Annotated in this window: 27 protein-coding genes and 1 pseudogene; 13 read left to right on the forward strand and 15 right to left on the reverse strand. The window is 59.0% G+C overall.

Translation table 11 applies throughout. From position 1 onward, the window contains the following. Nucleotides 1-108 precede the first annotated feature (108 nt). The 3 genes from IIC71_07350 to fbaA form a co-directional block, all read right to left on the reverse strand. Nucleotides 109-1,455 carry a peptidase S10 gene (locus tag IIC71_07350; GenBank protein ID MCH7669000.1) on the reverse strand — a complete coding sequence of 449 codons (1,347 nt, stop codon included), beginning with the start codon at nt 1,453-1,455 and terminating at the stop codon, nt 109-111. Nucleotides 1,456-1,723: 268 nt separating this feature from the next. Further along, the gene (locus IIC71_07355; protein ID MCH7669001.1) at nt 1,724-2,389 is read right to left on the reverse strand and encodes a hemolysin III family protein; all 666 of its coding nucleotides are present in this window, start codon (nt 2,387-2,389) and stop codon (nt 1,724-1,726) included. A 366-nt stretch (nt 2,390-2,755) separates the two neighbouring features. Continuing rightward, nucleotides 2,756-3,787 carry a class II fructose-bisphosphate aldolase gene (gene fbaA, locus IIC71_07360; GenBank protein ID MCH7669002.1) on the reverse strand — a complete coding sequence of 344 codons (1,032 nt, stop codon included), beginning with the start codon at nt 3,785-3,787 and terminating at the stop codon, nt 2,756-2,758. A 53-nt stretch (nt 3,788-3,840) separates the two neighbouring features. On the opposite strand from fbaA, the gene IIC71_07365 reads away from it, so the two are divergent. The 3 genes from IIC71_07365 to uppS all read left to right on the forward strand — a co-directional run bounded on the left by IIC71_07365 (nt 3,841) and on the right by uppS (nt 7,524). Beyond that, the gene (locus IIC71_07365) at nt 3,841-4,851 is read left to right on the forward strand and encodes a GNAT family N-acetyltransferase (protein MCH7669003.1); all 1,011 of its coding nucleotides are present in this window, start codon (nt 3,841-3,843) and stop codon (nt 4,849-4,851) included. Beyond that, nucleotides 4,848-6,599 (forward strand): DUF1446 domain-containing protein, encoded by a 1,752-nt coding sequence (locus tag IIC71_07370; GenBank protein MCH7669004.1) that lies wholly within the window; start codon nt 4,848-4,850, stop codon nt 6,597-6,599. Before IIC71_07365 ends, IIC71_07370 begins: the two co-directional genes overlap by 4 nt. 145 nt (nt 6,600-6,744) lie before the next feature. Further along, complete coding sequence (gene uppS / locus IIC71_07375) at nt 6,745-7,524, forward strand: di-trans,poly-cis-decaprenylcistransferase (protein ID MCH7669005.1); 780 nt, start codon at nt 6,745-6,747, stop codon at nt 7,522-7,524. 2 nt (nt 7,525-7,526) lie between these two features. Here uppS and IIC71_07380 read toward each other — a convergent pair whose 3' ends face one another. After that, nucleotides 7,527-8,213 (reverse strand): histidine phosphatase family protein, encoded by a 687-nt coding sequence (locus IIC71_07380; protein ID MCH7669006.1) that lies wholly within the window; start codon nt 8,211-8,213, stop codon nt 7,527-7,529. A 2-nt stretch (nt 8,214-8,215) separates the two neighbouring features. Beyond that, nucleotides 8,216-8,794 (reverse strand): hypothetical protein, encoded by a 579-nt coding sequence (locus tag IIC71_07385; GenBank protein ID MCH7669007.1) that lies wholly within the window; start codon nt 8,792-8,794, stop codon nt 8,216-8,218. A gap of 374 nt (nt 8,795-9,168) precedes the next feature. Between IIC71_07385 and IIC71_07390 the strand changes: the two genes are divergently transcribed. Then, nucleotides 9,169-9,933, forward strand: a complete 765-nt coding sequence (locus IIC71_07390) for a deoxyribonuclease IV (GenBank protein ID MCH7669008.1) — start codon at nt 9,169-9,171, stop codon at nt 9,931-9,933. 111 nt (nt 9,934-10,044) lie between these two features. Here the strand turns inward: IIC71_07390 and IIC71_07395 are convergent. From IIC71_07395 to IIC71_07420, 6 genes and pseudogenes are all read right to left on the reverse strand, one after another. After that, nucleotides 10,045-10,164, reverse strand: a pseudogene (locus tag IIC71_07395) (VOC family protein). Between the two features lie 162 nt (nt 10,165-10,326). Beyond that, entirely contained in the window at nt 10,327-10,629 is a 303-nt protein-coding gene (locus IIC71_07400) for a helix-turn-helix transcriptional regulator (GenBank protein ID MCH7669009.1), read from the reverse strand. Between the two features lie 164 nt (nt 10,630-10,793). After that, nucleotides 10,794-11,900: an inositol-3-phosphate synthase gene (locus IIC71_07405; protein ID MCH7669010.1), complete on the reverse strand. Its 1,107-nt coding sequence runs from the start codon at nt 11,898-11,900 to the stop codon at nt 10,794-10,796. Continuing rightward, nucleotides 11,897-12,448 (reverse strand): PadR family transcriptional regulator, encoded by a 552-nt coding sequence (locus IIC71_07410; GenBank protein ID MCH7669011.1) that lies wholly within the window; start codon nt 12,446-12,448, stop codon nt 11,897-11,899. The genes IIC71_07405 and IIC71_07410 overlap by 4 nt, the downstream gene beginning before the upstream one ends. A 223-nt stretch (nt 12,449-12,671) precedes the next feature. Then, the gene (locus tag IIC71_07415) at nt 12,672-13,052 is read right to left on the reverse strand and encodes a hypothetical protein (GenBank protein ID MCH7669012.1); all 381 of its coding nucleotides are present in this window, start codon (nt 13,050-13,052) and stop codon (nt 12,672-12,674) included. Between the two features lie 39 nt (nt 13,053-13,091). Then, nucleotides 13,092-13,568, reverse strand: a complete 477-nt coding sequence (locus IIC71_07420) for a pyridoxamine 5'-phosphate oxidase family protein (GenBank protein MCH7669013.1) — start codon at nt 13,566-13,568, stop codon at nt 13,092-13,094. 152 nt (nt 13,569-13,720) lie between these two features. Between IIC71_07420 and IIC71_07425 the strand changes: the two genes are divergently transcribed. The 7 genes from IIC71_07425 (at nt 13,721) to IIC71_07455 (ending at nt 20,515) form a co-directional block, all read left to right on the forward strand. Then, nucleotides 13,721-15,262 (forward strand): HAMP domain-containing histidine kinase, encoded by a 1,542-nt coding sequence (locus tag IIC71_07425; GenBank protein ID MCH7669014.1) that lies wholly within the window; start codon nt 13,721-13,723, stop codon nt 15,260-15,262. A 9-nt stretch (nt 15,263-15,271) separates the two neighbouring features. Beyond that, on the forward strand, nt 15,272-16,384 hold the full coding sequence (locus IIC71_07430) for an aminotransferase class I/II-fold pyridoxal phosphate-dependent enzyme (protein ID MCH7669015.1): 1,113 nt from the start codon (nt 15,272-15,274) through the stop codon (nt 16,382-16,384). A 31-nt stretch (nt 16,385-16,415) separates the two neighbouring features. Further along, nucleotides 16,416-17,342: an ABC transporter ATP-binding protein gene (locus IIC71_07435; protein MCH7669016.1), complete on the forward strand. Its 927-nt coding sequence runs from the start codon at nt 16,416-16,418 to the stop codon at nt 17,340-17,342. After that, nucleotides 17,342-18,121 carry an ABC transporter permease gene (locus tag IIC71_07440; protein ID MCH7669017.1) on the forward strand — a complete coding sequence of 260 codons (780 nt, stop codon included), beginning with the start codon at nt 17,342-17,344 and terminating at the stop codon, nt 18,119-18,121. The genes IIC71_07435 and IIC71_07440 overlap by 1 nt, the downstream gene beginning before the upstream one ends. Continuing rightward, the gene (locus IIC71_07445) at nt 18,118-18,930 is read left to right on the forward strand and encodes an ABC transporter permease (protein MCH7669018.1); all 813 of its coding nucleotides are present in this window, start codon (nt 18,118-18,120) and stop codon (nt 18,928-18,930) included. The genes IIC71_07440 and IIC71_07445 overlap by 4 nt, the downstream gene beginning before the upstream one ends. Nucleotides 18,931-19,106: 176 nt before the next feature. Beyond that, nucleotides 19,107-19,991, forward strand: coding sequence for a discoidin domain-containing protein (locus IIC71_07450; protein ID MCH7669019.1), 885 nt, complete (start codon nt 19,107-19,109; stop codon nt 19,989-19,991). Between the two features lie 170 nt (nt 19,992-20,161). Beyond that, on the forward strand, nt 20,162-20,515 hold the full coding sequence (locus IIC71_07455) for a DUF302 domain-containing protein (GenBank protein ID MCH7669020.1): 354 nt from the start codon (nt 20,162-20,164) through the stop codon (nt 20,513-20,515). 80 nt (nt 20,516-20,595) lie between these two features. Here IIC71_07455 and IIC71_07460 read toward each other — a convergent pair whose 3' ends face one another. Continuing rightward, nucleotides 20,596-22,404, reverse strand: a complete 1,809-nt coding sequence (locus IIC71_07460) for a DUF3352 domain-containing protein (protein MCH7669021.1) — start codon at nt 22,402-22,404, stop codon at nt 20,596-20,598. Nucleotides 22,405-22,660: 256 nt separating this feature from the next. On the opposite strand from IIC71_07460, the gene panB reads away from it, so the two are divergent. Both panB and IIC71_07470 read left to right on the forward strand, forming a co-directional pair. Further along, nucleotides 22,661-23,590, forward strand: coding sequence for a 3-methyl-2-oxobutanoate hydroxymethyltransferase (gene panB, locus IIC71_07465; protein ID MCH7669022.1), 930 nt, complete (start codon nt 22,661-22,663; stop codon nt 23,588-23,590). Between the two features lie 173 nt (nt 23,591-23,763). Beyond that, nucleotides 23,764-24,141, forward strand: a complete 378-nt coding sequence (locus IIC71_07470) for a DUF192 domain-containing protein (GenBank protein MCH7669023.1) — start codon at nt 23,764-23,766, stop codon at nt 24,139-24,141. Nucleotides 24,142-24,389: 248 nt separating this feature from the next. Here the strand turns inward: IIC71_07470 and IIC71_07475 are convergent, their stop codons facing one another. From IIC71_07475 to IIC71_07485, 3 genes are all read right to left on the reverse strand, one after another. Then, nucleotides 24,390-24,701: a hypothetical protein gene (locus tag IIC71_07475; GenBank protein MCH7669024.1), complete on the reverse strand. Its 312-nt coding sequence runs from the start codon at nt 24,699-24,701 to the stop codon at nt 24,390-24,392. Between the two features lie 74 nt (nt 24,702-24,775). Next, complete coding sequence (locus IIC71_07480; protein MCH7669025.1) at nt 24,776-25,849, reverse strand: DUF916 domain-containing protein; 1,074 nt, start codon at nt 25,847-25,849, stop codon at nt 24,776-24,778. Nucleotides 25,850-26,131: 282 nt separating this feature from the next. Further along, nucleotides 26,132-26,707: a WxL domain-containing protein gene (locus tag IIC71_07485; GenBank protein ID MCH7669026.1), complete on the reverse strand. Its 576-nt coding sequence runs from the start codon at nt 26,705-26,707 to the stop codon at nt 26,132-26,134. Nucleotides 26,708-26,727 lie beyond the last annotated feature (20 nt).

Consider the following 26,727-nt stretch of genomic DNA (forward strand, 5'->3'; position numbering starts at 1 on the left):
CTCGCAGGGTTTCCGGTGGCACGCCCGGAGGGACTTGAACCCCCAACCTCCTGATCCGTAGTCAAAAGGTTTATCCGGGTCGGTGTTCCGCCCGGTTGGTATCTCAGGTCATGTGGCTTCGGTTATGAAGGACCGCATGTCGCTGGCGAGTTTCTCCAGTGACGGGAGGTGCACATACATCATGTGGCCTGCTTCATAGTATTCCATCGTCACGTTGTCGCGAATCTCGGGGTCGAGATCCATGTGGTTGAATGTGTACTCGGTGGCAAAGTACGGTGTTGCCAAGTCGTAGTACCCGTTGGTGACCAGCACCTTCATGTGACGGTTGCGTGACATAGTGTCTCTCAGTGTTTCTGAGACGTCGACGTAGGCGTTCTGGAACGCCTCATAGTTCCAGGGATGCACCCGATCCGACAGAATCTCGTAAGGAAGGTCGCTCTCGTAACCCAGGTCGGCGGGTAGGTAGTGGTTGAGCGCCGAACTGTATGCACTCGAAACAGCGTCGATGGAAGGGTCGTTCTCCATCGTGTCACCGTCCGTGAACCGGTCGATGCCGGTGTACCGGCTGTCGATCCGCCCGACCGTTCGGTTGCGGTCCCGCAACACTTCCCGGCAGTAGCGGAGGATCTCGATTCTCATGTTGTAGCGATCGAGATACTCCCGGCTGAGACCGGTGACACGTTCGAGCTCGTCGAGGATCGCAGCCTCGTCCTCGGTATCGATGCTGGTCCCCGCGAACAGTCCAAGCTGGTACGCAGAGGCGGCGAACTTCTCGACTACATCGAGCAATTCCCTCAGACTGAGCGCTTGCTCGGCGTCGCCAAGGGCACCGTGATAATGCGACGTGGCCGCGTACGTCGGCAGGAAGAGCGCATAGGGCAGGTCGTTGCCGCGCTGAAAGGTCCATGTCTTGCGGTCAAAACCGGCGGTCTGAAAGTTCAAGATGGCCGAAATCAGCAGCAACCCGTTGAAAGCCACCCCGTACCTGTTGAAGAGATGACCCGCCAAACCGACCGCACGGGTGGTCCCGTACGACTCGCCGGCGATAAATTTCGGTGAGTTCCACCGCATGTTGCGTGTGAGATAGAGTCGGATGAATTGGCCGACCGACTCGATGTCCTTCGTGAAGTGGTGGAAGTCTTTTGCTTTCTTTTCTGGGATCGCACGCGAATATCCGGTGGAGATCGGGTCGATAAACACGAGGTCAGCAACATCGAGAATCGAATGTTCGTTTGCAACAAGCTTTGACGGTGGCGGTAGCGTCCAGCCTTCGTCGGACATCAACACACGTCTCGGGCCGAGCGCACCGAGATGGAGCCACACCGAGGCCGACCCCGGGCCACCGTTAAACGAGAACACGATCGGGCGCGCGCTCACATCCTGAACGTCATCCCTGGTATACGAGACGTAGAAAAACGACGCTCGCTTCTTGCCTTCTTCTTCGGCGAGGATCATCCGTCCGGCGGTTGCCGTGTAGTTGATAGTTTCGCCACGGATCTCTACCGAATGCTGGGTGGCTACGGACTCGTCTTCGTGATGCGGCGGTGAATCGTCCTTGGAGGAGGTTTTGTTACCGTCGTCGGCTTGTCTTTGCTGGCTTTGTCTTCGTGCGCCATCACATCTCCCGCGGCTCGTTACACGGTCGCCAGACTGGAAGACTGAGCACCTCCGAAGTCCGACACACTGGCCCTGCTCGGCTGCCAAAGCAGGGGGAGAGGGAATCCTAGGCAGCGGTCATGAGATAGCGGTAGGCCACGACGAAGTGGAAACTCGACGCAACGATTGTGAGGATGTGGAACACTTCGTGGTACGAGAAGACCCGTGGCCACAACCGAGGTCGCTCGGTGACGAGGAACACCATCCCGACCGTGTACACCGCCCCGCCGATGCCGAGTAGCACAACTGGGAACATGCCCAGGCTTTGCGCGAGCGGATAAATCACCAGCACCGCCAGCCAACCAAGGGTCGCCTTGAGCGCGATTGAGAGCGCCATACCGGGAGTTTTCGTCAACATTTGATGGACGATGCCAACGATCGCAATCGTCCACCCGGCGACCAGAGCGATGATACGGACCTTCCCTTCGAGGCCGACCAGCGCGACCGGGGTGAATGTTCCGATGATGAGCACGAAGATCATCGAATGGTCAAGTCGACGCATCCTCTTCTTCCATACTTCACCCCACGGGATCGCGTGATACAACGCGCTCGTGAGGTAAAGCGCTACCAGGGCAATGCCAAACACGAGTCCACCAGCGAGTGTCACGCCAGAGTTCGCCCGTATCACGAGGAGGGGAAGCCCAACGGTCGCCGCCAAGAGGGCGGCACCGCCATGGAGAAACCCGCGTACCGGGTTTTGCATTCGGCCGAGTGATATTCGAGGTGTTTCCATCTGCATAGTGTACCGATGTAGGTGTGTAATGAGCCGTTGCTGATTGGTCTCGATCAACCAGTCGACGACTGCCACAAGGGATTGAGGAGTTACAAGAACCGGCAGTGCAAAAAGCAGCTGCCGGTTCTTGGGGGCTGGTGCCTTCGACGTCCAGGGGGGACGAGACGCCTCAGATGCACCAAATCTGTTATTACAAAGTCTACATAGTGCAAACCGAAAAGGGAACAGATTATTTCAAAACTTCCTCACCTCCGGTTGGCGGATCCGCGTCTCGTTATGCCGGACCTGACCGCTCGGGCGTCGTGATCCCACGCCCTCCCGCAAGCCGAGTGGTTGCGTGGTCGGCCTTTTTGTAGCTGCTGGAGGCTACTTCAGCAGGCTCTTGCCCGCCGAGCGAAGCTCCACGCATGCCTGCACAACTCGGTCAGCCATCCCGATTTCAGCCTTTTTCAGATACGACCGCGGGTCGTAAAACTTCTTGGTGCCGACGCCGCCGTCGATCTTGAGAACGCCGGCGTAGTTCGAGAAGAAGTGATCCGCAATCGGTCGCGAGAACGCGTACTGGTTGTCGGTGTCGACATTCATTTTGATGACGCCGTAGTCGATGGCTGCATGGATGTCTGCAATGTCTGAACCCGACCCGCCATGGAACACATAATCAAAGTGGGCATCGTTACCGAACTCGGCCCTGATTGCATCCTGACCTTCTTGTAAGACCTCTGGACGCAGTTTGACGTTGCCTGGTTTGTATACGCCGTGGACATTGCCAAATGTCGCGGCGAGCAGGTAACGGCCGTTTTCTCCGAGACCGAGCTTGTTTACGGTCTCGATCAGATCTTCGTTGGTTGTGTACAGCTTGTCGCGGGGCACGCCTTCAGCGCTCACGCCATCTTCTTCGCCACCCACGACGCCGACTTCAAGCTCGAGGATTATGTCCAGCTCTTGCATTTCGCCGAGCAGCTCGTGGGAGATATCGAGGTTAGGCGTCAACTCTATTGCGGAGCCGTCGAACATGTGACTCTGGAAGAGGGGACTTTCGCCGTTTGCTTTTCGATCACGACTGACCTGAAGCAATGGTCGGATGAAGGTGTCGACCTTATCCGCTTGGCAGTGATCGGTGTGGAACGCGACCAACACGTCATAGCGCTCGGCAAGGAGGTGGCCCATTTCGGCAAGCGCCTGGGCCCCGAGCGCCATGTCCTGCACGGCAGATCCTGATGCAAACGATCCTCCTCCATGGCTGATCTGGATGATGCCGTCCGACTCCGCTTCGGCGAAACCCCGTAGGGCGGCGTTCAACGACTCCGAGGATGAAATATTGATGGCCGCATAGGCGTACTTGCCAGCTCGAGCTGTGTCGAGCATTGCGCCGTATTGGTCCGGGCTTGCGACCGGCATGGTTTCTCCTTGTGAATTGTCATCAGTACACCCAAACCGTACCCAAGCAACGCTTGGCAACACAATTGCACGGCATCGGGCATACTGACCTCATGGCCCAGTACTCGTATCGTCCGGTGTTGCTCTCTGACGTTGAGGAACTCGCGGCTGTGCAAACGATCTCAGACGGTCACGACGGCAGGACTTGGGCGACAACGCCCCGGCAATTCGAAGAGATGCTGCTCAAATCATACGTCGACCTGCAACGGGACACCATCGCCGCCGTTGATGGATCTGAGATGATTGTGGGGTTTGGTTTTGCAACATACGATCACGGGGATGGAGCTGACCCCTTCGTTCAGCTCAGCGGGTCTACACACCCCGCCCATCGCGGGAAGGGTTTAGGGACTCACATGGTCTGCCATCTCGAGGAAGTAGCTGAAACTCATCTGCGAACCAACGGGGTCTTGGAGGCCGGTGGCGTTCGCACCTTCATCTTCGAAGGCGACGCGGTTCGCGACTCGCTGCTGTCGGACCGTGGATTCACCCTTGCGCGAATCTGGAGCGAAATGTCGCTCACACTCCCGGCCTACGTGAACCCGCGGGTGTTGCCGAGTGTCACGATTGTGGGTTGGAACGATGTGGACATCGACGTGCTGTACAAGGTCGAACAGGCCGCATTCCGCGGTCAGTACGCGGTCACACAGTTGTCGTTCGATGCCTGGCTTGAGTATTACGACTATCCGGGTTTTCGTCCCGACCTCTCCTTCGTGGCGGTCGACGATGAAGGAGAGGTTCTGGGGTTGTCCTGGAACTATGTCGATGTTGCCGACTTCGAGGTGAGTGGTCGCAAGGAAGGGTGGATCGGGCAGCTAGCCGTTGCCAAGGAAGCGCGAGGCCGCGGTATTGCGTCATGTCTGTGCGAGCACTCCTTCTCGGCGTTTCGTCGCGACGGTCTGGACTTCGCCATGCTCGCAGTCGACACTGACGACTCGACTGGTGCTTTACGCCTCTACGAGGGACTCGGTTTCGAGCGCATCCACGCCTCCATTGCATTCGAGAAGACCTTCTGGTCCGGTTCATGACACGCCGTGCAGTTCGGATTGCAAACTGTTCCGGGTTCTGGGGCGACAGGGCCACGGCGGCCCGAGAGATGGTTGATGGCGGTCCGATCGACGTACTCACCGGCGACTACCTTGCAGAACTCACCCTCGGAATCCTTGCTCAGCGGGTTAGCGGCGGCGGCAAGGGCTGGGTTCCGACCGGGGTAGCCCACATCGGCGGCGTGCTCACCGACTGTCTGGACCGAGGCATCAAAATCGTGATGAACACCGGCGGACTCGACCCGCTTGGCGCGGCGGCCGCTGTGAAGTCCACAGCCGACGCGGCAGGACTCACCGTCAGTATCGCTGCGATAACCGGCGATGATATGACCGCTGAAGTGGCGCAGTCACCCGAAGAGTTCTTCCACATGGATGAAAAGTGGTCGATCGCCGACCGACGGCTAACCGTCCTTGCTGCAAACGCCTACCTGGGTGCCTGGGGTATTACACGGGCTCTCAGCGAGGGTGCCGATGTCGTCATCACCGGCCGGGTGACCGATGCCTCCTTGGTCATCGGTGCAGCCGCCTGGTGGCACGGTTGGGCACCCGATGCCTGGGACGAACTGGCGGGAGCGCTGGTGGCCGGGCATCTCATCGAATGTGGGACACAGGTGACGGGTGGCAACTTCGCGTTCTTCCAAACCGTTGGGCCGCTCGACCACCTCGGTTTTCCGATAGCGGAGGTGGCTGCCGATGGGTCGGCGACAATCACGAAACATCCGGGAACCGAGGGGAGAGTCACCGGCGACACCGTGCGTGCCCAACTCCTATATGAAATCGGGTCGCCGGGGTACTTAAACCCCGATGTCGTTGCCGCACTCGACACTGTCGAGATAACCGATCACGGAGACGACCGGGTCGAGGTTTCCGAGACGGTCGGAAGCGCCCCGCCCGTAACGACCAAGGCTGCCTGCGTGACTCTTGCAGGGTTCCGCAACCAGGTGACTTTCCTCATCGCAGGTCTCGATGCCGACGCCAAAGCCGAGGCGGCTCTCTCTGCGCTGTGGGCCGGACTCGGTGGACGCGAACAGTTTGGTGATGTTGAGGTGCGATGGTCGCAAACCGCGCCCGTCGACCCGCCATCGCACGATGCCGCCATCAACCGGCTGACCGTACGTGTCACCGATCGTGACAGGGACAAGGTCGACAAGGGCTTTTCGCGTATCGCCGTCGAGTTGGCATTGGCCAACTACCCGGGTCTTGCATTGGCCGCGCCGCCCGGCGGGGCCACTCCCCATGTTGTGTACGTGCCATGCCTCGTCCCCCAGCGCACCCAAACCGTCCACGTGGGCGGCCGGACGATTGACATCGATCCAGCGCCGACGGCTGGTCACGATTTTGTGCCACAGCCCGCTCTTGAGCAAGCGGCCGAAACGGATGTTGCGGGTCGTAATCTGGTGAGTGTGGCGATCGGGAGGGTTGTTGGTGCTCGATCTGGAGACAAAGGCGGCGATGCCAATGTTGGCGTGTGGGTTGCTTCTGAGGCTGCGTACTCCTGGTTGTTTCGGTTTCTTACGGTTGAGAAATTTGCCGAGATGTTCCCGGACCTTGCACAGTTCCCGATTCAACGGTATGAGTTTGCCAATATTGGGGCTCTTAACTTCGTCATACGCGGGTATCTCGGCGATGGCGCACTTGCGTCAACCGCCGTGGACCCACAAGCGAAAAGTCTTGGTGAGTACCTGCGTGCCCGCATCGTCGAGTTACCAGAGGCGCTGCTCGCCATCTAGATGTGACAACCGCCTTACGTTGGCATCGATCTGTGCGGGTAGCTTCATGATCTAGTGCGCGGACGCACCCCGAACCATGAGCAGGTAGGTAGCATTCGGGTGGGCGCCCTGCGCGACGTTGTCGACAGAAAGTGTGTGGGAACCAGTGAGTGTTCGTGAGAGAGTCAAGTCGGTCCTGTACCGGGTGTATGAGCGACGTCTGCTCAACCAGCTCGACCGCTCAGCTCTGCCGCACCACATCGGGGTGATCCATGACGGACACCGTCGGTACGCCAAACAAGCTGGCCTGCCCGACTACGCCGCCAGTTACCAAGTTGGCATGGACAAGGTTCGTGAGTTCTTTGGGTGGGTAGAGGAGCTTGAGATACCCGCCGTAACCTGCTGGCTGCTGTCTCAAGAAAACTTGCAGCGACCGGCTGAAGAGTTGGAGCCGTACTACGACGTGCTGATCGATCTGTTTGCAAGCCTCCCCGGGGCGCTCCATGGCGCGACCTCCGTGAAGTTTGTGGGCAGTCTCGATCTTCTTCCCGAACGTCTGGTGTCCGCAGCGAAGGATCTCGAGTCCGAGTGCCCCACCGGCCACCGCCGGATCACGATTGCCCTGGGTTACGGGGGCCGTCAAGAAATCGTCGATGCAACCAAGGATCTCATCCGGTCTCTTGCCGATCAAGGTCTGGACGGACACAGCATTGCGGACCGGGTTGACGCCGATCAGCTTGCCAAACACATGTACATTTCTGACGTCCCCGACCCGGATCTCGTGATACGCACCAGCGGTGAGTCTCGGCTGTCAGGCTTTTTGCTGTGGCAGGCGGCGTACGCGGAGTTTTCGTTCGTCGACGTGTACTGGCCGGCATTCCGCCGCGTTGACTTTCTTCGCTCGATGCGAGACTTCACCGGCCGGTCGAGGCGTTTCGGAAAGTAGCGTCACCGGGTCCGCAGGTGTCGCGGCAAGTGTTCCACATCGTTAAAGGTACGGAGAGAAAACACGTGCCCGCCAGCAAGCGGAATGGCTCGAACTCGGGCCATTGAGCAGTGCCCGAGGACGAATCGTTCCCACTCCCACGGTGTCGGTTCGAGACCGAGCAGCCAACCGAGCGCCACCGCGTTGGTGCCACCGTGAGCAACGATCACGATTCTTTTCGCTTGCGAATCCACATGCCAAAGGTGCGGACGACCGCGTGAATCCTGTGTGATGCCCCGCTGGTTTAGTACATCAAGCATTGCGGTGGTAATTCGGTGATGGAAGTCGCCGAAGCTTTCGCCGCCATCAAGCCCGTCCCACCATTGGTCAGGGTCCCTATCCCGCGCCTCGCTAAAGATCTGCATGACCTTTTCCTCCGGCACACCGTCCCAGTCGGGCCTCTTGATCTCGGTGAGGTCATGAACGGTGATCGGCGTCACCTGGGTTGCTTCCGCCAGCGGGGTCGCGGTCTGTTGTGCCCGCAGGGCGGGTGACACGAGAATCTCCAACATGGGTGAGTCCTCGCTGGCGAGGCGCTGGGCAGCGAGCCGTGCTTGCTCGGTACCGCGTTCGGTGAGATTGGGATTCGCCTGGCTGATCCCCCCAACGGACCACGCGGGTTCGCCGTGCCGCAAGAACACGATCTCCACAGCTAGCCCTCGAGGTCAGCGAACGTGTCTTGCATGTTCGTGGCGCTGGCGAGCGCGAGGGATGCAGCGACCGCAACCTGCTCCGCTGGAACATCCCACATATCAGCGTTCAAGAAAATCGTCTGACTTACCACGTCCGCGTTGGATACCCTGCCCGGCGGGCGTACGTCGTCTCTGAGTTGCACCGCAACGCTGGGGCGCACACGACTCCCAGCGCCTGGAACACCGCGGTAGCCGACCGTAAGAATATCCTCCCACGGGATAAACACCAGGTCACCAGGTGCGATATTCATCTCAAGACCGTCGTCTGTGATCGCGAACTGGGTGGAACGTCGCACCAAACTGCCGACGCCGGCAAAGACCATCGCTGCCCCACCGACTCCGAGCACGCCTCCCCACATCAGGTCCGTACGCCTCTGTGTCTGGCCACGCGTCGTAAGGACGCCAGCGTCGTTGGTCTCGGGAAGCTCGGTGTACTTGCGCAGAATCGCCACCTCGTAGGCCGTTGCTAGTAGCAGCGCCCCGACGAGAACGAGCAGAACCAGCACATCCTTTCGGCGGCGAACAAGCACGTGTGTCATGCGACGATCCTAGCGCTGCTGGTAGTAATGGTCGTCAAGGGTAAGGTCGCGAAAAACGTCCTTACGTTTCTGGAAAACCCTTAAGGATCTACAAATATGGTCGATAACACCTTCAGACAGGATGCCTTCCTACCTCCCGTCTAAGCCCGAACCGATGGTCGCCTTTATGGCGGCCTTCGGTTCTATCTGGGGTCAGTTTCGGGACCTCGGAATGGCTCCTCGTGCGTGTTTGAGCGGTCGAAGTGTGCTCTATCCACATTTTTCATCCACCTCAATTCACAGTGCGCTGTTGCAGTCGTTTGCGATGAGAACAGCCTCAAGAGTTCGATTGTCGTCCGTCGGCGCCTGGTTTGGTGGTGCGTTACGGTATGTCCATGCTGATTGGCGCCCACACTCCCGCACAAGATCCGCTTGCCGAAGCTCGCGTTCGCGGTGCTGACGTGATTCAACTGTTCCTGTCCGCGCCGCAGTCGTACAAGAAGCCGGTTCCTCGTGATGACGCCGATGAGTTGCGTGCGTCACCGTTGCCGATTTTCGTTCATGCACCGTACGTCATCAATGTCGCGTCGCCAAACAACCGGATCCGCATACCCGCTCGTAAGACGCTGGCCAACGCCTGTGCGGCTGCGGAGAGCATTGGTGCGAGCGGTGTCGTTGTGCACGGTGGTCACGTCGGTGATGGTGAGGACATCGCCGTCGGGTTCGAGCGCTGGAGAAAGGCGATCGATTCGTTCACGACGACCGTGCCGATCCTCATCGAGAACACTGCCGGCGGTGACCATGCCGTCGTCCGATCCATTGCAAACTATGCACCCCTGTTTGCAGAGCTTGGCGACCGCAACGTCGGCGTCTGCCTTGACACCTGTCACGCCTGGGCGGCGGGCGAGGACTTGGCAACCATTGCTCGGACGATCCACGAGACTGGCAGCCGCATTGGCTTGGTGCACTGCAACGACTCGAAGGACCCCCTGGACTCGCGTCGCGATCGTCACGCCAACCTCGGCGCCGGGATGATTCCGCATCAGCTGCTTCTGCAATGTCTCAGGGACGCAGGCGCTCCTGTTGTGCTTGAGACACCCGGCGGCGCTAACGAACACACCGCAGACCTCGCCTGGTTGCGGGATCGCCTTGACGGCTAGCGCGGCGCTTTGACCCACCAAGATCGGGTTGCCACTGGTCAGGTCGCGCCATGTGTCGTTCGATTTGTCCGGACATCCAAAGCTGAACCTGACGTCGATCCCGATCGCGAGTCAGAAAGCGTCGCTGTCGTACTGCATTGCACCGATCGGATTACCGCTGGAGTCCTCGAAGAAAATTAGATGACCGACTCCAGCAATGGTGAACCGGTCCACGAGGATTTTCCCTCCGGCCGCCTCGACCGGGTTCAGAATGGCGATGCATAAAGTCGTCGGTCGTTGCATAACGGCGGCCAAGTGACTACCTTCGCGGGAGCTATGTGGGGACGAGAGCCACAGACAACGGACGGCTCCTTCGTGGGGGAGGGGCCGTCCGTTGTTGTCGTTCTGATGTGCCTAGGACGCCCGCAGCTTCCTGGCCAGGGCCTTGCCTTCCTTGGTCAGTGTGTATAGCCGTTTGGGCTGGGCACCGTGCTCTGGTGTGGTCCATTTGCTCGACATGAGGTCACGGTCTTCGAGCCTCACCAGGCAGCGGTACAGCGTGGTGTACGCCATGGGTCGCGATTCGGTCTTTTCCTTCAGCCCTCGGCTAATTCGATAGCCATGGAAGCTGCCTTCCCCCTCGTCGAGAAGGCCCAGTGCCAGCACAAGGACCGTCTCTTCATTCTTTACGAGCGAGTCGTTGGTTTTTCTTCGCATGCCACTGATTGTACCCGCGTGCGAACACGTTTCGCTTGTGCAGACTGCGCAACTCATTAGCACTCCGCCTGCCGAGCCATTGTCCACCGGTGTTGCTCCGTCACGACGAGATGAATCCTCCTTCGAGTCCCGCCGGAACTGCGTTGTGCTTCGGGCAACAAGTCTTAACCAAGGTACGCAGTGGTTGCTGCGGCGGTTGGGTCGTTGCCATCAATGAATTCTGTAAGGTTTTGTTTGGCGACGACATCGCGGTATTGGACCGGTGGGGATTTCATGAAGTACGACGACGGTGCCAGTAGTGGGCCGCCGATACCGCGATCGATCGCGATCTTGATACAACGGACTGCGTCGATCACAACACCAGCGCTGTTTGGCGAGTCCCAGACTTCAAGCTTGAGCTCGGCGGACAGGGGCACATCCCCAAAAGATCTGCCCTCAAGCCGGATGTATGCCCACTTGCGGTCCGTGAGCCACGGGATGTGGTCGGACGGGCCGATATGGACGTCGTCATCGGCAATGCCGTTGTCGAGCTGCGACGTCACCGCCTGAGTCTTGGAGATCTTCTTTGACTCGAGACGTTCGCGTTCCAACATGTTTTTGAAGTCCATGTTGCCGCCCACGTTGAGCTGATAGGTCCGTTCGACAACAACGCCGCGGTCTTCGAAGAGACGGGCAAGGTTACGGTGGATGATTGTTGCGCCGACCTGGGACTTGATGTCATCGCCGATGATCGGCACACCGGCGTCTGCGAATTTCTGTGCCCACTCAGGGTCGGACGCAATGAAGGCCGGGATGCAGTTGACAAAGCCGATTCCCTCATCGATTGCTGCTTGTGCGTAGAACCGCGTCGCTTGCTCTGAGCCGACGGGTAGGTAGGACACCAGGACATTTGCACCCGAATCTCTCAGCACCTGCGCGACGTCGATTGGTTCGCCTGCTGACTCTTCGATTGAAGTCTTGTAGTACTTGCCGAGCCCATCGAGAGTTGGCCCGCGATGGACGATGCATCCGGTGTTGGGGATGTCGGAGAACCGAACGGTGTTGTTTTCACCCGCCCACACTGCCTTGGCCATGTCCTCACCGACTTTTGACGCGTCGACGTCGAACCCGGCAACGAATTCGATGTCGCTGATGTGATAGTCGCCGAGAGTCACGTGCATGAGGCCGGGGATGTCAGTCCCGTTCGGCGCGTCCTTGTAATATTCGACACCCTGCATGAGGGAGTTGGCGCAGTTGCCAAGCCCTACGATTGCTACTTTTACTTTGTTCATAACGCCCCTCCTGGGGATAGTTCTGTGGCTGTTAGGCGGGCCTGCTCGCCTCGTTCGGCGGCAATCAGATGATCGAGCCACGCAATGTCCGCCTCGGTTGTCCTGACCCCACGCTCTATCAGTGCACGGGTATAACGGTCGAGTTTGCCACGGCCGTGGTTAGCTGCCCGACGCATCAGTCTTTTGGTCCGCGTGAGCTTCTCGACAAGTTCGTTTCTTCTGCGCAGCAGCGACCTTGTTCGATGTGCGGCGTCCAGATAGCGGAAGAACGCGAGTCGAAGGTGGAAATGGCGTTCCTCCTCCGGCGCGTCTGAGTGCTCCATCAGCAGAGACATGAAGTGCTTCTGGCCTTCGGTGGTGAGGGTGTACATCTTCTTACGCCCTTCACGATCGGATGCGATGAGTGCGCGACGGTCAAGCCTTTTCAGCCCCGGGTACAGCGAGCCGAAGGAGACGCGCCAAAACCCAAGTTCAGCGAGCCGTCGTTTGATTTCGTACCCGTGGAGACTGGTATCGCAAAGCAGTCCGAGGACCGCAAATTCGAGCATATTCCGCTCCGTATTCGACAACGATACGGCACTATATCGAACCGATATATCAAAGGCAATATGACAGCGAGATGTGCGGTCTCCAAGGGCGGCAGATGATCGGCAACAAAAAGTCGAATTTGTGCGACATCATGACTTGCATGACCGCGACGCTTGGCGAGAGCCCAGCGGACTGCTCTCCCACGCACAAGGCTCGTCGGGCGGCGCGACAGCGCCTTTCGGGCTATCCCCTTTCGACGATCGTGACGCGGCCGTCTGCATCGACCGTGACCAGGACCGCCAAACCTTCGCTGCCACAGGGCAGGCTGAGCACTCCTCGGGCGATGCCGACCGATACTCCGCTACCGGCGACTCTTGTCACCGAGTACGCCGCAGTTGTTGGATGAATGGCGGGAAACAGAACGCTTACCGAGGCGTCGGGTGACTCGTCCTCGTTGCAGAGTCCGTCGACGCAGACCCTGAGCCAACTACCAGGTTGTGCCTGCGCCACCGCGTCGACGCGGTCCGACACCTCACTCGAAGTTTCTTCGCACGCGGATGCGTCAGCGCAGGAACTTAGGAGAATGGCCAGGGCGGCGATGATGGGCAGCGCTAGTGCTCTCATTCTCAAAATAGGTCCCTTTACGTTGCCCGGTCCCGATGTTCAATAACTCCCGTCGAGTTTGCGGTGGTCCCAAGTAGCGATTTTCACGGGTTCGACCACAACGGCCGTATTCTTTGACGAAAAGCGGCCAAACGCCGACTCGAGTTCTTCTCTGGTCAGTTCTTGGGGTGCCCCGCCGATCATCGCGTACTTTGCCGCGAGGGTCCCGTAAATCTTGAGGATGTAGGCTGGGTCGGTCACGAGTTTCGCAGTTCCACGGATCATGAGACCTCTTAGTTCGTCGTAGTTTTCTCCAACTTCGATGAGGACACTCAGCTTTGGGTCTCGTTGAAGGTTGACGATCTTCTGCGACTTCGTAAAGGACCGGAAGACGATTTTTCCGCTGTCTATCACGTACCACATGGGTGCGATATGGGGGTACCCGTCGGCGCCTATGGACGACACCAGCAACGTGTGGCCTTCTGCGAGAAATTCGTCCATTTCGGATTGCGACATAGTGATGTTTTTGCGCGCCATGGCGGCAATGTAGCGCATCGCTCGCACGTAGCGGGCCATCGTCGGATGACCCGGGAGGCGGACATAGAAGTACTACTCTGCAAGTCTTCAAGGCTTATCCGTCAATGCCGACGTTTAGATTACATGGCAGATACAGCATGTGAGGTCATAGGATGAGCCAGATTCGCGCTGGCGATCCGTCACGCTGGTTGGTCGCCCTGTCAACCGTCGTGTTGCTTTCGAGCGCTGCGGCGTTGGCGATCGTGATGGTTCGATACGCCTCTTCCACCTCTGCTTTTGGCCTCGAGGTCGACCGCCAACTCCTCATTACCGATCTCGAAGCTGCCGTTCTTGTGGAAGCCGACATCGCGGTCGAACTTGTCAGTGGGATGGTCGCTGACGGCAGTCTTGAGGACGCTGGACCGGGTGGGACTACCGGATTTGCCGCTGACGGCATGGACGATATGGGCATGGACGATATGGGCAGCCATCTGAGCCCGGCCGCCTTGTCGGATATGACCGCGTCCGAGCTGGCAGCCGCCATGTCTCTCTCACACCATGGTGGTGGCACAGACGCGGCTAATGATTTTGCTGCCATTGTGCAACGACTCCGCGGGATTACTCCAGACCAGGGGCTGAAAAGACTCGATGAGGTCGTATCCCTGCAGCAGACATTCCTGACGTCGATCGCTCAGCTCGATGCGCAATCGCACCAAGCATCGATCTCCATGGCGTTCTATCACTCCGATACCCAAGTCGCTGAGGTCGCTCTTCGCGGAGACGTGCAGGCGCTTTACCGGGAGGCGCTGCTGGGTCTCGAACAGGCGGTTGCAGACACCCGCGTTGCTGAAGGGCTTCTCCGTGTCGTGACCCCAGTCGTTTTGATTGCTGGGATCATCGCTGTGTTGGCGCTTGTCAGAACGCAAGCTACTCGGCGACGGGTCGTAACGCTCGAGCGCCTTGTAGCGGAGAAGGGCGAGTTCATTGCATCTGTCGGTCATCGGCTAAAGACACCACTGACTTCGATCATCGGCTTTGTCGACATGCTCCGCGACCCTAATGGAGCTTTCGATCAGCGTGAGCGTGACGAGTTTCTGGCCACGATTGCACATCAGTCGCGACTAATTGGTGGAACGGTCGACGATATGGAGGTTGCAGCGAGAAACCAGAACGGCGGGTTGGTAGTCGTGAGCGAGCGTGTGGATCTTCTCGCCGAGACCCAGAAAGCCCTCCAAACGTTGTCCGAGGCGCGTGCGGACATGGAGATCATCGGCCCTGCGCTTCCAGCCGTACGCGGAGACTCGGCTCGAGTTCGTCAGATCTTGCGCAACTTGCTGACAAACGCCGAACGCCACGGCACGGGCGAAATTCGGGTGGAGACAGGGATCGAGCTCGGAGAGGGATGCATACGCGTGAGCAGCAGTGGGCCGCCGATTTCCGAAGTCGACGAGGCTCGGATCTTCGCGTTCTGCGAGCGAGGTTACGACACCCCGGGCCTTGTAGCTGAGTTGGGGATCGGCCTTGCCGTGTCCTGCGAGCTCGCCCGACGGATGGGTGGCGATGTCACCTATTTACGCAAGGACGGACTCAATGTGTTCCAGCTTTCTCTGCCCTGCGATCCGCTTAAGCCGGGCGAGTCGCGCATTTTTGCCTTCGGCGCCGAACAACCCTCGATCGGTACCCACCGAGAGGGCGCCGTCGGTACCGTTCACTAACATGTCTGCATGGATGAGCGGTCGGTGGGCACGTGGGTTGTAAGCGGAGGGCGCTCGTCTGACCGAGGTTCGCCGCTCAATAGCCCGGTGGTTTTGGCATCGAACTTTCGAGCCGGTGGGCTGCGCACCTATTCTCGCGAGCACGGCACCGCCACGATTTCGGCGCTGGAAGAACTCGTAGGTCAACTTGAGGGTGGGCACGCCGTGGCGTTTTCGTCGGGCATGGGGGCCTGTGCGGCTGTGATCAATCTTCTGCCTGTCGGTGCGAATGTGTTGTTGCCGACCGACTGCTACCACGGCGTCTCTGCTCTCATTGACCAAGGCGTCGAGCAGCGGAGATGGTCAGCAACCCGCATCGATGGTGCGGACACACCAGAGTGGATCGAAGCCGCTGCAAATGCGGACCTCATCTGGTTGGAATCGCCGTCGAACCCGCTGCTCGCCGTATCAGAGATACCGTCCATCGCCGCAGCGGACCGCAAGCCGGGCGCGTTGGTCGTTGTTGATAACACTTTTGCAACGCCGCTCAATCAGCGTCCGCTTGACGTCGGAGCGGACATTGTGATGCATTCGGCCACAAAGTTTCTCGGTGGCCATTCGGATTTACTCTCTGGAGTGCTCGTGACGAAGGACCAGGATCTTGAGGAGTCGCTGCGCAGGCAGCGCACGATCGGCGGCGCAACACCGGGGGCGCTCGAGTCGTATCTGGTGACGAGGGGGATTCGGACATTGGTGGTGCGGATGCGTCGTGCTGAGCAGAACGCCGTTGTCCTGGCTGGTCGACTTTACGATCACCCCGAAGTAGTCAAGGTGCGCTATCCCGGTTTGCCGAGCCACGAATCGTACGAGATCGCTCAGCGCGTTCTTGATGGGCCCGGTGCAATGATGTCCTTCGACGTTTCTGGAGACGGTTCGCGGGCGACAAGGCTCTGCGATGCTCTGGAAATCATCCAACACGCAACGAGCCTTGGAGGTGTCGAGTCGACGATGGAGCGTAGGGCGCCGATTTCGGGGCAGGGGCATCTTCCCCCGACCTTGATCCGTTTCAGCGTTGGGATCGAGGACGTCGATGACTTGTGGCGGGACATTGTGCAGGCGCTTGAGGTGTCAAGGAGCCGCTGAAGATGTCACGGGGGGCGGTAGTCTTAATCGTATGACTTCACCAGTCGCATACGCAGAATCCTTGGTCAAAAAGTTTGGCGATTTCACCGCCGTTGACGGTATCGACTTCGAAGTCGCACCCGGCGAGGTGTTCGGATTCTTGGGCCCCAACGGTGCCGGCAAGAGTTCCACAATGAGGATGATCGGTGCGGTATCTCCTGTGACGGACGGCAAGCTACGTGTGTTCGACCTTGACCCGAGGACCGACGGTCCCGAAATTCGTGGTCGTATTGGTGTCGTCCCGCAAGAGAACTTGCTCGACATGGATCTCACGGTCTCAGAGAATCTGCTCATCTACGGCCGCTATTTCGACCTACCGCGCTCGCTGATCAAAGAGCGCATCGTGGAGCTGCTCGACTTCGCCCAACTCACCGACAAGAAGGATGCCAATGTCGATGCGATTTCTGGTGGCATGCAACGCAGGTTGACGATTGCAAGATCGCTCATCAACGAGCCGAGGCTTGTCTTGCTCGATGAGCCGACGACTGGTCTCGATCCGCAGGCTCGGCACATCCTGTGGGATCGGCTTTACCGGCTCAAACAGCAGGGCGTGACCCTGATAATCACGACCCACTACATGGATGAAGCCGAGCAACTCTGCGATCGGCTTGTTGTCATGGACGAAGGAAAGATTGTTGCGGAGGGTTCTCCGCGGGAGCTGATCCGCAAATACGCGACGCGTGACGTTGTCGAGCTGCGTTTCCCGGTCGGTGTCCAGGAGACCGTTGTTGCATCGTTGGAGCCCATGGCCGACCGACTTGAGATCTTGCCAGACCGCGTCCTCATGTATACGACCGACGGCGATTCCACGATGCGTGCGGTGAACGCGGCGGGCTTGGAACCAGAGACAGTGGTTGAGCGGCGTTCGAGCCTTGAGGACGTGTTCCTCAGGCTCACGGGACGGAGCCTGACCGACTGATGGCGACCCCAGGTGCGTTCCGCGCCCTCGAACACAACATCATCTCGTACAGACGTGTCTGGAAGGGGAGCCTGTTCTCGAACTTCGTCAACCCCATCCTGTTCCTGACGGCGATGGGGTTAGGACTCGGGTCCCTTGTCGACTCGGGCGAGCGCGTCGGGACGCTTGGAGCGACGTCCTATCTAGCGTTTCTCGCCCCGGGTCTGCTGGCTGCGACCGCCATGCAGACAGCGGCCTTCGAGTCGTCCTATCCGGTGATGGCGGGGATGAAATGGCGCAAGACCTATCACGCCGCCCTTTCCACCCCGATGCGGCCCTTCGACCTTGTCGGCGGGCAACTGGTTTTCGTCACGTTTCGACTTGTGGTGACGTGTGTGGTGTTTGCGATTGCTATCAGCCTTTTTGGAGCGGCGGATTTTGGCAGGGCGATGTTGGCGACTATCCCTGCGGTTCTCACGGGACTGGCGTTTGCCGCACCGATTACCGCGTTTGCGGGCAATCTCGAGCGGGACCAGGCGCTGGCCTCGCTATTCAGGTTTGGCATCGTTCCGATGTTTCTTTTTTCGGGGACCTTCTTCCCGGTCGATCAGATTCCCGATTGGCTAGAGCCACTCGTGTACGTGATCCCGCTGTGGCACGGCGTCGAGCTCACTCGCGCCGTCGCCCTGGGGACCAGCACGACCCTGTATCCGGCGGTGCATGTCGCTGCGCTGATCGGCGTGACGGCTGCGGGGTTCTTTCTTGCTGTGAAGGCGTTCGAGAAGAGGCTCATCAAATGACCTCTGGGACTCCCGTCGCCCGCATAGTCCCGGCGTCCGGGTTTGCGGGCAGGCGTGCGCGACATCTCGTGGAGCGCAATTTCATGGTGTACCGCCGAGCATGGATGGTTGTCTTCAGCGGATTTTTCGAGCCTATTTTCTACCTGTTCTCGGTGGGGATCGGCATCGGCCAGCTCGTCGGTGACGTAACCGGTCCCGGAGGTCAGCCGATCTCGTATGCAGCGTTTGTGGCGCCAGCACTGCTGGCCTCCTCAGCGATGAACGGTGCGATCTACGAGTCGACGATGAACATCTTTTTCAAGATGAAATTCTCCAAGATCTATGACGCGATCCTGGCGACACCGGTAAGTCCCTTGGACATAGCCGTCGGCGAGATTTCGTGGTCCCTGCTGCGAGGAGCCCTGTACGCCGTTGCGTTCTTGACAGTTGTCATCGTCATGGGGCTGATGCAATCCGTATGGGGCCTATTGGCAATACCGGCGGCGTTGCTTATCGGGTTTGCGTTTGGAGCCGTCGGGATGGCCGCGACGACCTATATGAGAACGTGGCAAGATTTTGACCTCATACAGCTTGTCACCTTGCCGCTGTTTTTGTTCTCGGCGACGTTTTACCCCCTCGACGTCTACCCCCGCACCATGCAGATCATCACGCAGTTTTCGCCTCTCTACCACGGCACAGTGCTGATTCGCAGTCTGATGCTTGGAGATGTGAGCGTCGGTCTTCTTGGGCATGTGCTGTTCCTCGTGGTCATGGGTCTAGTCGGCACTGTCGTTGCGGGCCGCAGGCTGGGGACTCTGCTCCTCAAGTAGTTCGAGCCGCCGTCCGTGGACGGCAGTGTGTGATGAGAACGCGACGGCTTGTGGCAGCGGCAACTGCTTGCGCGACTGGTCCTCGGACCAGCATTGTTTGGTGAGGTGTTTAGTGTCTGTACTTGCATCGCTCCGTAGCGACACACCGTCGTCACCTTTCACCTCAGGAGCCACCGATGTCCTACTCGAAACGCCGTCGCAGTTTCTTTGCCTTGACCGTGGTACTTGTCCTCATCGCCGCTGCATGTTCCAGTTCCACCAGCGAGAGCGACATCCGCGACTTCACCGAAATCCAGACGTCCGATTTCGAGTTCACCATTGACGCTAGCGGCGTCGTCAAAATGAACACGACCACGAGCGCCGAGGCGGCGTGTTCGATTGCGTGGGGTGAATCGGGCGAACTCGGGTTTTTGAATACCGACCTCGACATGCAGGGCGGTGGCCACAACAACCACGAAGTGATCCTCGTCGGAGCAGAACCAGGCAAGACATATTCGTTCAGAGTGCAAGGCGCCACTCCCGATGGGTCGCTGTTCCAGAGTCCGATATCGACATTCACGGTGCCCGAGCTACCCGAGAGTGGTGACAGCATGGGTGCTGACGATGCGACGGAAGATGGCGATGCCATGGCCGATGACAATGCGATGGCAGTGCATGGCGCAAACCTTGCCGAGGGCGCCGAGGTTCTCAGTGTCAGTTCAGAGTTTTCGGTTGCGTGGGCTGGTAGCAACGCGGTCGATGGTGACATGTCGACGGAGTGGGCGACCGCAGGCAGCGGTGACGACGCCTTTATTGAGATTGACCTTGGATCATCACAGCAGGTCGTCGGTGTCGAGTTCATCACCCGAACGATGAGCGACGGCACTGCAACTACCACGGAGTACACCGTGACGGTTGATGGTGGCGAGACCTACGGACCGTTTTCGGCAGGCGACCCGGGAGACGCCCGTTTTGCCGAAGCGATGTTCGAGGGCCAGGTACTCAGGTTCGAGGTTGTTGCATCGACTGGTGGAAACACCGGCGCTATCGAGGTGCGTGCCTTTGCCCCACCTGCTGGTTAGATGGACACCAAAACAGAAAGATGGTGCCGTGCTGCGATTGGGATGGTGTGAACCTATGCTGACACCGTGGGTCCGTGGATCGGAACACCCCGCGAACCGCTAGCTAGAGAGGTGTGACTGTGACAACCACGAAGAACCGATACGGAGTCTTTGTCGATGTTGAGGGATCGCTGGCGGACGTTCGTCCGCGCGTCGAGAGCCTTCTTGCGGGAGAGGGTTTCGGGATACTCAGCGTGATCGATATTCAGGCGACATTCAAGGCGAAGCTCGACAAGGATGTGCCACCCCAAGTAATACTTGGTGCATGCAACCCACCGTTGGCATATCGGGCGTTGACAAGCGAGGTTGATGTCGCTCTGCTGCTTCCATGCAACGTGACCTTGCGCGAATCGGGCGAAGGTCAGACGCGAGTGGGTTTTCTCGACATCGAAGCAATGGTCTCGATGGTCGACAACCCCGTCATGGACGAAATCGCCGCCGACGTCTCAGCACGGTTCGAACGTATCCAGCAAGCCCTTAGCTGAGACTGTGGCGTCCGCCCGGGCGCCAGACAGCATGAACCCGGCTGCACGGATGGACGCCAAAGCGGTGATTGTCGCGGGGCTTAGTAGTCGAGAACTACGGCGAGTGTGCCACGTGTGAACGACGACGTCTGCTCGAAACTCCCGCCGATACTTGTCACGATTTCACTGACGAGGTCGAAATCAGAGTCGGGAGCTACTTGAGCGATCAGCTGTAGGTCGGCGAAGAAGAACATGCCGTCCGAACCGAGCAGCTTGCGCACGTCGGCGAATGCCTTGCTGATCTTGTCGACCGAGGCACCTGGTGAAAGGGAGTCGATGAGTGCTCTGCTCGTCCCGGCCACGAGAGCATCGTCTTTGACTCCGAAGGTCACACCAGCCGCTCCGAACCCGAACGTCAGGAGTCCATCATCTTTGGCGAAACCAAACCCAAAGTCGTCAGCCGACGTCAACGATTCGAGCAGAGTGTCCACGGGTCCGGTGTCACCAAGCCCAATGCTGAGAGCGCCCGCGAGTTCGATATCCACGACGGCACTCAGAAGGCTGGGCTCATCTGCCACGATCAGTTGAAAAGGTCCGCTAATGGATCGGATCAGGTCAGCAGCGCTAACACCCGCTAGGAGTTCGGCCGAGGGATCGAATCCGAAGCTACCCAGACCGCTTGACAGGCCTCCTTGTTCAAGCTGGTCAAGGATCTCCTCCCCATTCAAGATGAACGACAGATAGGCCAGCGTACCGTCTGGCAGTTCCGATAGCTGCGGCAGATAACCGTCGAACCCGGGGACAGATGCTCCACCGCTTGCAACAATGTCAAATGTGAGGCCTGCGTCGCTCAGTGTCGCGGCGAACGCAACCTCCCCTACGTCGTCGATGTTGGCGAGGTCGCCAATGGTGTCAAGGAGCGAAGGATCGATACCCGCCGGTAGCTGATCGATACCTTGCGATCGAAGTGCGTCTCCGAGCGTTTCCAGAGAGAGCGCCACCACCGCCCCAGCGTCAACGTAGGCCGTGAGGAAACGGTTGTCGGGAAGCTCGTTGACAGCGTCAGTGTACGCATCGAGGTCTACAATGGAGTCTCCGTCGAGGGCTGCGAGGGCCGCGTCAATCATTGCACGCGTTGGCGAGATGAGCACCAGGTCGTCCGTGAGCAGGATGATGCCGCTGTCGTCCGCCCATTCCACTCCGTCTGCAACTGTTGTCGCAGTCAGCCCTTCTTTCGCCGCAGCAGCGTCAAAGAAGGCCTTGGCTTCGCCATGGTTACGCACTGCAATCACCGTGATCACCTCGACCGTGTCACCGTCGCGCCCGGGAAACACCGCCAATGCGCTTGAGCGTCCGAGCCACGGGAGCAGGTCTTCCCTGATTGAGATCCCAGAATCATCGTCGACTTTGTCGAGAAGTTCGTTCCAGCTCTTTGGGGAGTCGGCATCATTGGGAAACTGCGCCGCCAGTCTGTTGAACAGGCGCTCAAAACGACCACCGTCGACAACCTCGGTGAGGTTGATCGAGAGAACGATCGGCGCATCAGCCGGAATCGCCTCGAGCGCGGCATCGTCAACTCCCTTTGCTCTCGCTGATGTCCACGAAGCTGCTGCAAGAACTAACAACACGACTGCAATCCCGATACCGACGAACAACGCCCTCTTACTATTGCTTCCGCCGCCGTTGTCGTCGACGGATCCGGCCGTGGTCGTCGCTGAACCCCCCTCCGCGTTGGTGGATGTCGAGGGGGCGTCAGCTGCACCCGGGGACTTCTCTGCGTGCTCGGGAGCTGCTTCAGGTCCGTCCGTCTGGGTGGCGGCGTCTTTGGAAGATTCAAGTGGTTCGCCCCAACCGGGGTCGGCAGAATCCGGGATATCCGCGGGTTCTTTGGGTGTGTTGTGTTCGCTCATACTTCCCCAAATATCGGCATATTCTTGGTGCCTCTACAGCGAAGCGTAGGCCCAAGTATTGATTATCCCCTACACCGGTCGATAGTCAAGATTGCGCATTGCGTTGGCTCAACCGATAAGTCGCGCGATAATGAGCGGGTGTGCGATTCGCACGGGCGACCTTGATGGCGGCCGATGTCCTGACACGCATGAGAACACGTCGATTTGAGGACGAGGCAATCCCCCAACCCGTAGCGGTGGGGAGAAAGGCAAGAAAATGTCCGCTGGTTCTACAGCCCCACAGGGCACACCCGCTAAGAGCACACGCCCAAAGATGACGGCACCGAAGATCCGGGCGCTCAAGGGCATCCGGAAAATCAAGATGGTTACCGCATATGACCATCCATCGGCACGGGTCGCGGACCGCGCCGGTGCAGACATCATCCTCGTGGGTGATTCGGTTGCCAACGTCGTCCTCGGACACTCTGACACGCTGTCGGTTTCTGTTGACGACATGGTGGGGCATACCGCCGCCGTCACCTCGGCGAAACCAATAGCTTTGGTCGTGGGTGATATGCCGTGGCTGAGCTACCACTCCTCGCGCGCGGAAACCGTTCACAACGCGGGCCGGTTCATCCGCGGCGGCAAAGCAGAAGCGGTAAAGCTCGAAGGTGGGCGAAAACGTATCGATATGATCGAAGCGGTGCGCGATGCAGAGATCCCTGTGATGGGCCATCTGGGTCTCACCCCGCAATCGGTGCACACCATGGGAGGGTACCGCGTACAAGGCAAACAGGCGGGAGTCGCATACGACCTGATATCTGACGCAAAGGCGCTCGAAGAGGCCGGTGTGTTCGCGATCGTGCTTGAGGCCGTTCCAGATATCCTTGCCAACATGATCACCAAGGAGGTCGCTATTCCCACGATAGGTATCGGCGCAGGCCCAGGGTGCGATGGCCAGGTGCTCGTCTATCACGACCTACTCGGTTACGGCGAGGGCCATTTGGCCAAGTTCGTACGCCAATACGCAAACCTGTCCGACATTGCAGTCCGCGCCATGGAGGCGTGGTTTGCGGATATTGATAGCGGCGCGTTCCCGTCTGAAGATGAGACCTATCACATGCCCGCGGAATCGGCAGAAATGCTGGCCGCGCTCGGCCAATCCGGGTCCTCGAACCTGATGGCTGACGAGGCAATGGAACACTGAACACATCCGTGCCGCGAACTCTCGCGCTGATCGTGGCTAGTTCACTGGTTGCAGCGGCCTGCGCCTCGGGAGCGGACTCCGCGCCGGCATCAGATGGTCCCGGCGGTCCTCAACAAATCGATACCCAGGCCCCAAACCAAACATCTGCCGTACCCGGGCCGGAGTTCGTCAAGGTGGATCCGTTATTTGATCGGGCGACCATCGTTGTAGGTGGGGAGAGCCTCAACGTTGCGATCGCAGACACCGCTGGCAAACGTTCTCAGGGACTTATGTTCGTAACCGATTTGGGCGATATCGATGGAATGTTGTTCGTGTTTCAAGGCGGCGAGGTTCGGAGTTTTTGGATGAGTAACACCCCACTCGCTCTCGACATCGTTTTCTTTGACAATTTCGGGAACCCAGTCGGAGAACATTTGATGTTGCCGTGTTCCGACACGGCCGATGACTGTCCCAGTTACCTGTCGGATGGGTCTGCGACGTACGCCCTCGAGACTGCGGCTGGAGTGTTCGATTTCGGTGCGTCAGTTCTGGACGTCGCGACCGTTCCCTAACCTCGAGCGCAAGAACTCAGCCTGAGACGAGCCCGCCGTGCCAGACAGCATCGTTAGTTCCAGCTAATTCTTTGGGTTTGGACGGGTGCTGTGCCGCGCAACGGTTGCCAACTGGTGAGTGGTCGAGACCGCCGGTTCTCCCAGGGCTGGCCCGTGTTGGGCTGGGTGCCGCTGGGTTAATACCAAACCCGCTAGGACGATGACTGCCAGCGAAGCACACCAAGCTGCTGGGGTTATCGAACGCCGCCCTATCGCTGACCCTTGCACTGTTTGAGGGCCAGAAGATTCGGACTCCGGGGGGCGGGAATCTTGGGTTGCCCGTTGACAATCGTGAGCTCGATACCGCTCAACGTGGTCGTGTGGACGGTGTCGTCATCGCGTAAAGCACGGTACTGGACAACGGAGGCGAGGAAGCAATCGCCGTCTGCCAGCACGATGGGGTAGTCGATGTAGTAAAAGGTCGGATCCTTGGCGAGGACCATGTCGACTTCAAAGGGGATTGACGCGAGTTCGTTGTTCTGTCGATCGGAGATGGTGAGCGTACCGGTACCGTCAACCATGACGTTGCCGTCGTTGTCGACTGCAACCTCGAAGATCGCTCGTCCTGCTGACTATCTCCCTAAACGGATATCGGTCAGGGTGAGGTCGGTGACGATTTCGTCCCCCCCGCAATGACAACCGCTACCCCGACTCGTTGTACCACGTCGACCGCGAACTGCGGCTGGCCGTTTTCGGCCATTGTTTCTGGATTGCTGTCAGTCGCTACTCGCGCAACGAGGATTCCGGCAACGTGGTCGCCTGACCGAGCATCCTGTGGAACTGCGATGGTGAACCGGACGATCTGGGTTGCGCCGGGCTCAAGTAAGACCTCGTCCACGTCGAGCGTCACCCAGTCGGCTACACCGCCAGTGCTTCCGTCCGGGGTCCCGAACGATGTCCCACCATTGACCGCGGTAATCGCGTTGGCAACAAACACCCGTAGACGAACTTGCGACTCGCCTTCGTTGATCACGAGCGCGGTATCGACGAGGGTGTCGCCTGGTTCAAGACGATGGGTGAAATAGCTAAATGACGTAGCGTCGCCTTCTGATGCTTGGGCGGGGCGGATTCCAAATCCACCTCCGGGCTGGCTGCCGGCTTCCGTCGGCTCTTGGGCATGCGCAATCCCTGTGGTCCCATCGACAACGGAGAGAAATACAAGCAACATTGCAAAGACCCACGGCGTAGCAATTCGGACCGTTCTGGGTATCGCAGTCATGGGCCGACCGCTACGTCGACCGTCAACGTAGCCGAGTAGGTACCCGTGCACGTTTCGGCCAGGATTCGTGAGTTCAAGGCCGGGGGTGAGGTCGTACACGCCATTTCCGTCTCCCGTTGCTGCAGATGCGATCTTGAGGGGTGTGCCACCCAGGGACACAAACGCGGTCTGGGTGGACACCGGTCCGTTCGTGTCGCCCGACACAACAACAATGTCCGCATCCAACAGCCGGGAGGCTACATTCGAGACTGCAATGGTTCTTGATCCGGTGACGAACTCTGTCGATGCCACGGTGAGATTCCAGCCCCCGGTTTCGCCGTTGGCGTTGACCCGCCATGCGCTGGTGGACCCGGAAACCAATTGGGATGTGCCGTCCAGAGTCACGGAGGAGAAGGTTACGGCCGCAGTGGTCACGACGAGTGCCCGCGCTTGGACAACGTGTGCGAGCATTGCAAGCAAGAGTATTGCTGTATATACGCCTGCTCGACTAAGAGATTTTCTCCCGGAGATCGGAAGGGCTCCAGATGGCCTCCCGGAGATCGGAAGGGTTCCAGATGGCACCGCTCGGTACGGCTGGTAACCCAGCCGCCGCGTCCCTTCATCCGCATGTTGCACATCCTCCACGACCGGCTCCGTGTGTTGGTGTCGTAACCGTCGTTCGGGCCTGTTTCGGGCCGCTGTGAATTCGATCGGTCCGAACCATTCTCGGGAACGGTCGGCTAATTCAATAGGTTAGGACCCAGTGCCCGCCGTGACCGTGATTGTCGCTGTGTAGGTTCCGCTACCGACGTATGTCTCTGCGGCAACGTCAAGCTCGAAGTCGGGCGCCATCGTGTAGGTACCCATTCCCGTGTCTGCAGCTATCGAGGTGAACTTCAGCGTTGAGACGCCTGTGGTCGGGATCGTGGTCAACGCCGTTACCGACGACGTCGGCTGGGTGTTACCCGCGGTCACGCCAATTTTGGCATCCAACAATTGGATTCTGAACTCTTGGCCGACCACGGATATGTCGATCGTTCGCAGCGGAGATCCTCCGTCGGTGAAGTCGGTCGAGTCGATCGTTAGGTTCCAACCTGCGCCGGTACCGCGACTGTCTTGCGCTGACAAGCTGTTTGATCCTGAAGCTGATGTCGATATCTGATCGGTACCATCGAGAGTGACTGAACTCAACGGCACATCGGCCACAGTTGCGGAAAGCGTTCCGCCTGACACCGTTACAGTTGCGGTTTCCGCGTACGCCAGGCCAGCGGTAACGATCACCAGGCTCAGCGCGGCGAAAGTCGCTCCGATTCTACGTTTTGTATTCACAACAGCCTCCGGTCGCGTTG

Source organism: Acidobacteriota bacterium, from assembly GCA_022562055.1.
Classification (GTDB): domain Bacteria; phylum Actinomycetota; class Acidimicrobiia; order Spongiisociales; family UBA5794; genus BMS3BBIN02.

Coding starts and splice junctions, on each gene's coding strand:
- IIC71_07475 (MCH7669024.1), bottom strand. CDS start 24,701: ATGGTTGACGGTACCGGTACGCTCACCATCTCCGATCGACAGAACAAC.
- IIC71_07350 (MCH7669000.1), bottom strand. CDS start 1,455: ATGATCCTCGCCGAAGAAGAAGGCAAGAAGCGAGCGTCGTTTTTCTAC.
- IIC71_07445 (MCH7669018.1), top strand. CDS start 18,118: ATGACCTCTGGGACTCCCGTCGCCCGCATAGTCCCGGCGTCCGGGTTT.
- IIC71_07480 (MCH7669025.1), bottom strand. CDS start 25,849: ATGCTCGCACACGTTGTCCAAGCGCGGGCACTCGTCGTGACCACTGCG.
- IIC71_07415 (MCH7669012.1), bottom strand. CDS start 13,052: ATGAGAGCACTAGCGCTGCCCATCATCGCCGCCCTGGCCATTCTCCTA.
- IIC71_07450 (MCH7669019.1), top strand. CDS start 19,107: ATGTCCTACTCGAAACGCCGTCGCAGTTTCTTTGCCTTGACCGTGGTA.
- IIC71_07435 (MCH7669016.1), top strand. CDS start 16,416: ATGACTTCACCAGTCGCATACGCAGAATCCTTGGTCAAAAAGTTTGGC.
- IIC71_07425 (MCH7669014.1), top strand. CDS start 13,721: ATGAGCCAGATTCGCGCTGGCGATCCGTCACGCTGGTTGGTCGCCCTG.
- IIC71_07430 (MCH7669015.1), top strand. CDS start 15,272: ATGGATGAGCGGTCGGTGGGCACGTGGGTTGTAAGCGGAGGGCGCTCG.
- IIC71_07410 (MCH7669011.1), bottom strand. CDS start 12,448: ATGCTCGAATTTGCGGTCCTCGGACTGCTTTGCGATACCAGTCTCCAC.
- IIC71_07440 (MCH7669017.1), top strand. CDS start 17,342: ATGGCGACCCCAGGTGCGTTCCGCGCCCTCGAACACAACATCATCTCG.
- panB (MCH7669022.1), top strand. CDS start 22,661: ATGTCCGCTGGTTCTACAGCCCCACAGGGCACACCCGCTAAGAGCACA.
- IIC71_07460 (MCH7669021.1), bottom strand. CDS start 22,404: ATGAGCGAACACAACACACCCAAAGAACCCGCGGATATCCCGGATTCT.
- fbaA (MCH7669002.1), bottom strand. CDS start 3,787: ATGCCGGTCGCAAGCCCGGACCAATACGGCGCAATGCTCGACACAGCT.
- IIC71_07390 (MCH7669008.1), top strand. CDS start 9,169: ATGCTGATTGGCGCCCACACTCCCGCACAAGATCCGCTTGCCGAAGCT.
- IIC71_07420 (MCH7669013.1), bottom strand. CDS start 13,568: ATGGCGCGCAAAAACATCACTATGTCGCAATCCGAAATGGACGAATTT.
- IIC71_07400 (MCH7669009.1), bottom strand. CDS start 10,629: ATGCGAAGAAAAACCAACGACTCGCTCGTAAAGAATGAAGAGACGGTC.
- IIC71_07405 (MCH7669010.1), bottom strand. CDS start 11,900: ATGAACAAAGTAAAAGTAGCAATCGTAGGGCTTGGCAACTGCGCCAAC.
- IIC71_07370 (MCH7669004.1), top strand. CDS start 4,848: ATGACACGCCGTGCAGTTCGGATTGCAAACTGTTCCGGGTTCTGGGGC.
- IIC71_07385 (MCH7669007.1), bottom strand. CDS start 8,794: ATGACACACGTGCTTGTTCGCCGCCGAAAGGATGTGCTGGTTCTGCTC.
- IIC71_07355 (MCH7669001.1), bottom strand. CDS start 2,389: ATGGAAACACCTCGAATATCACTCGGCCGAATGCAAAACCCGGTACGC.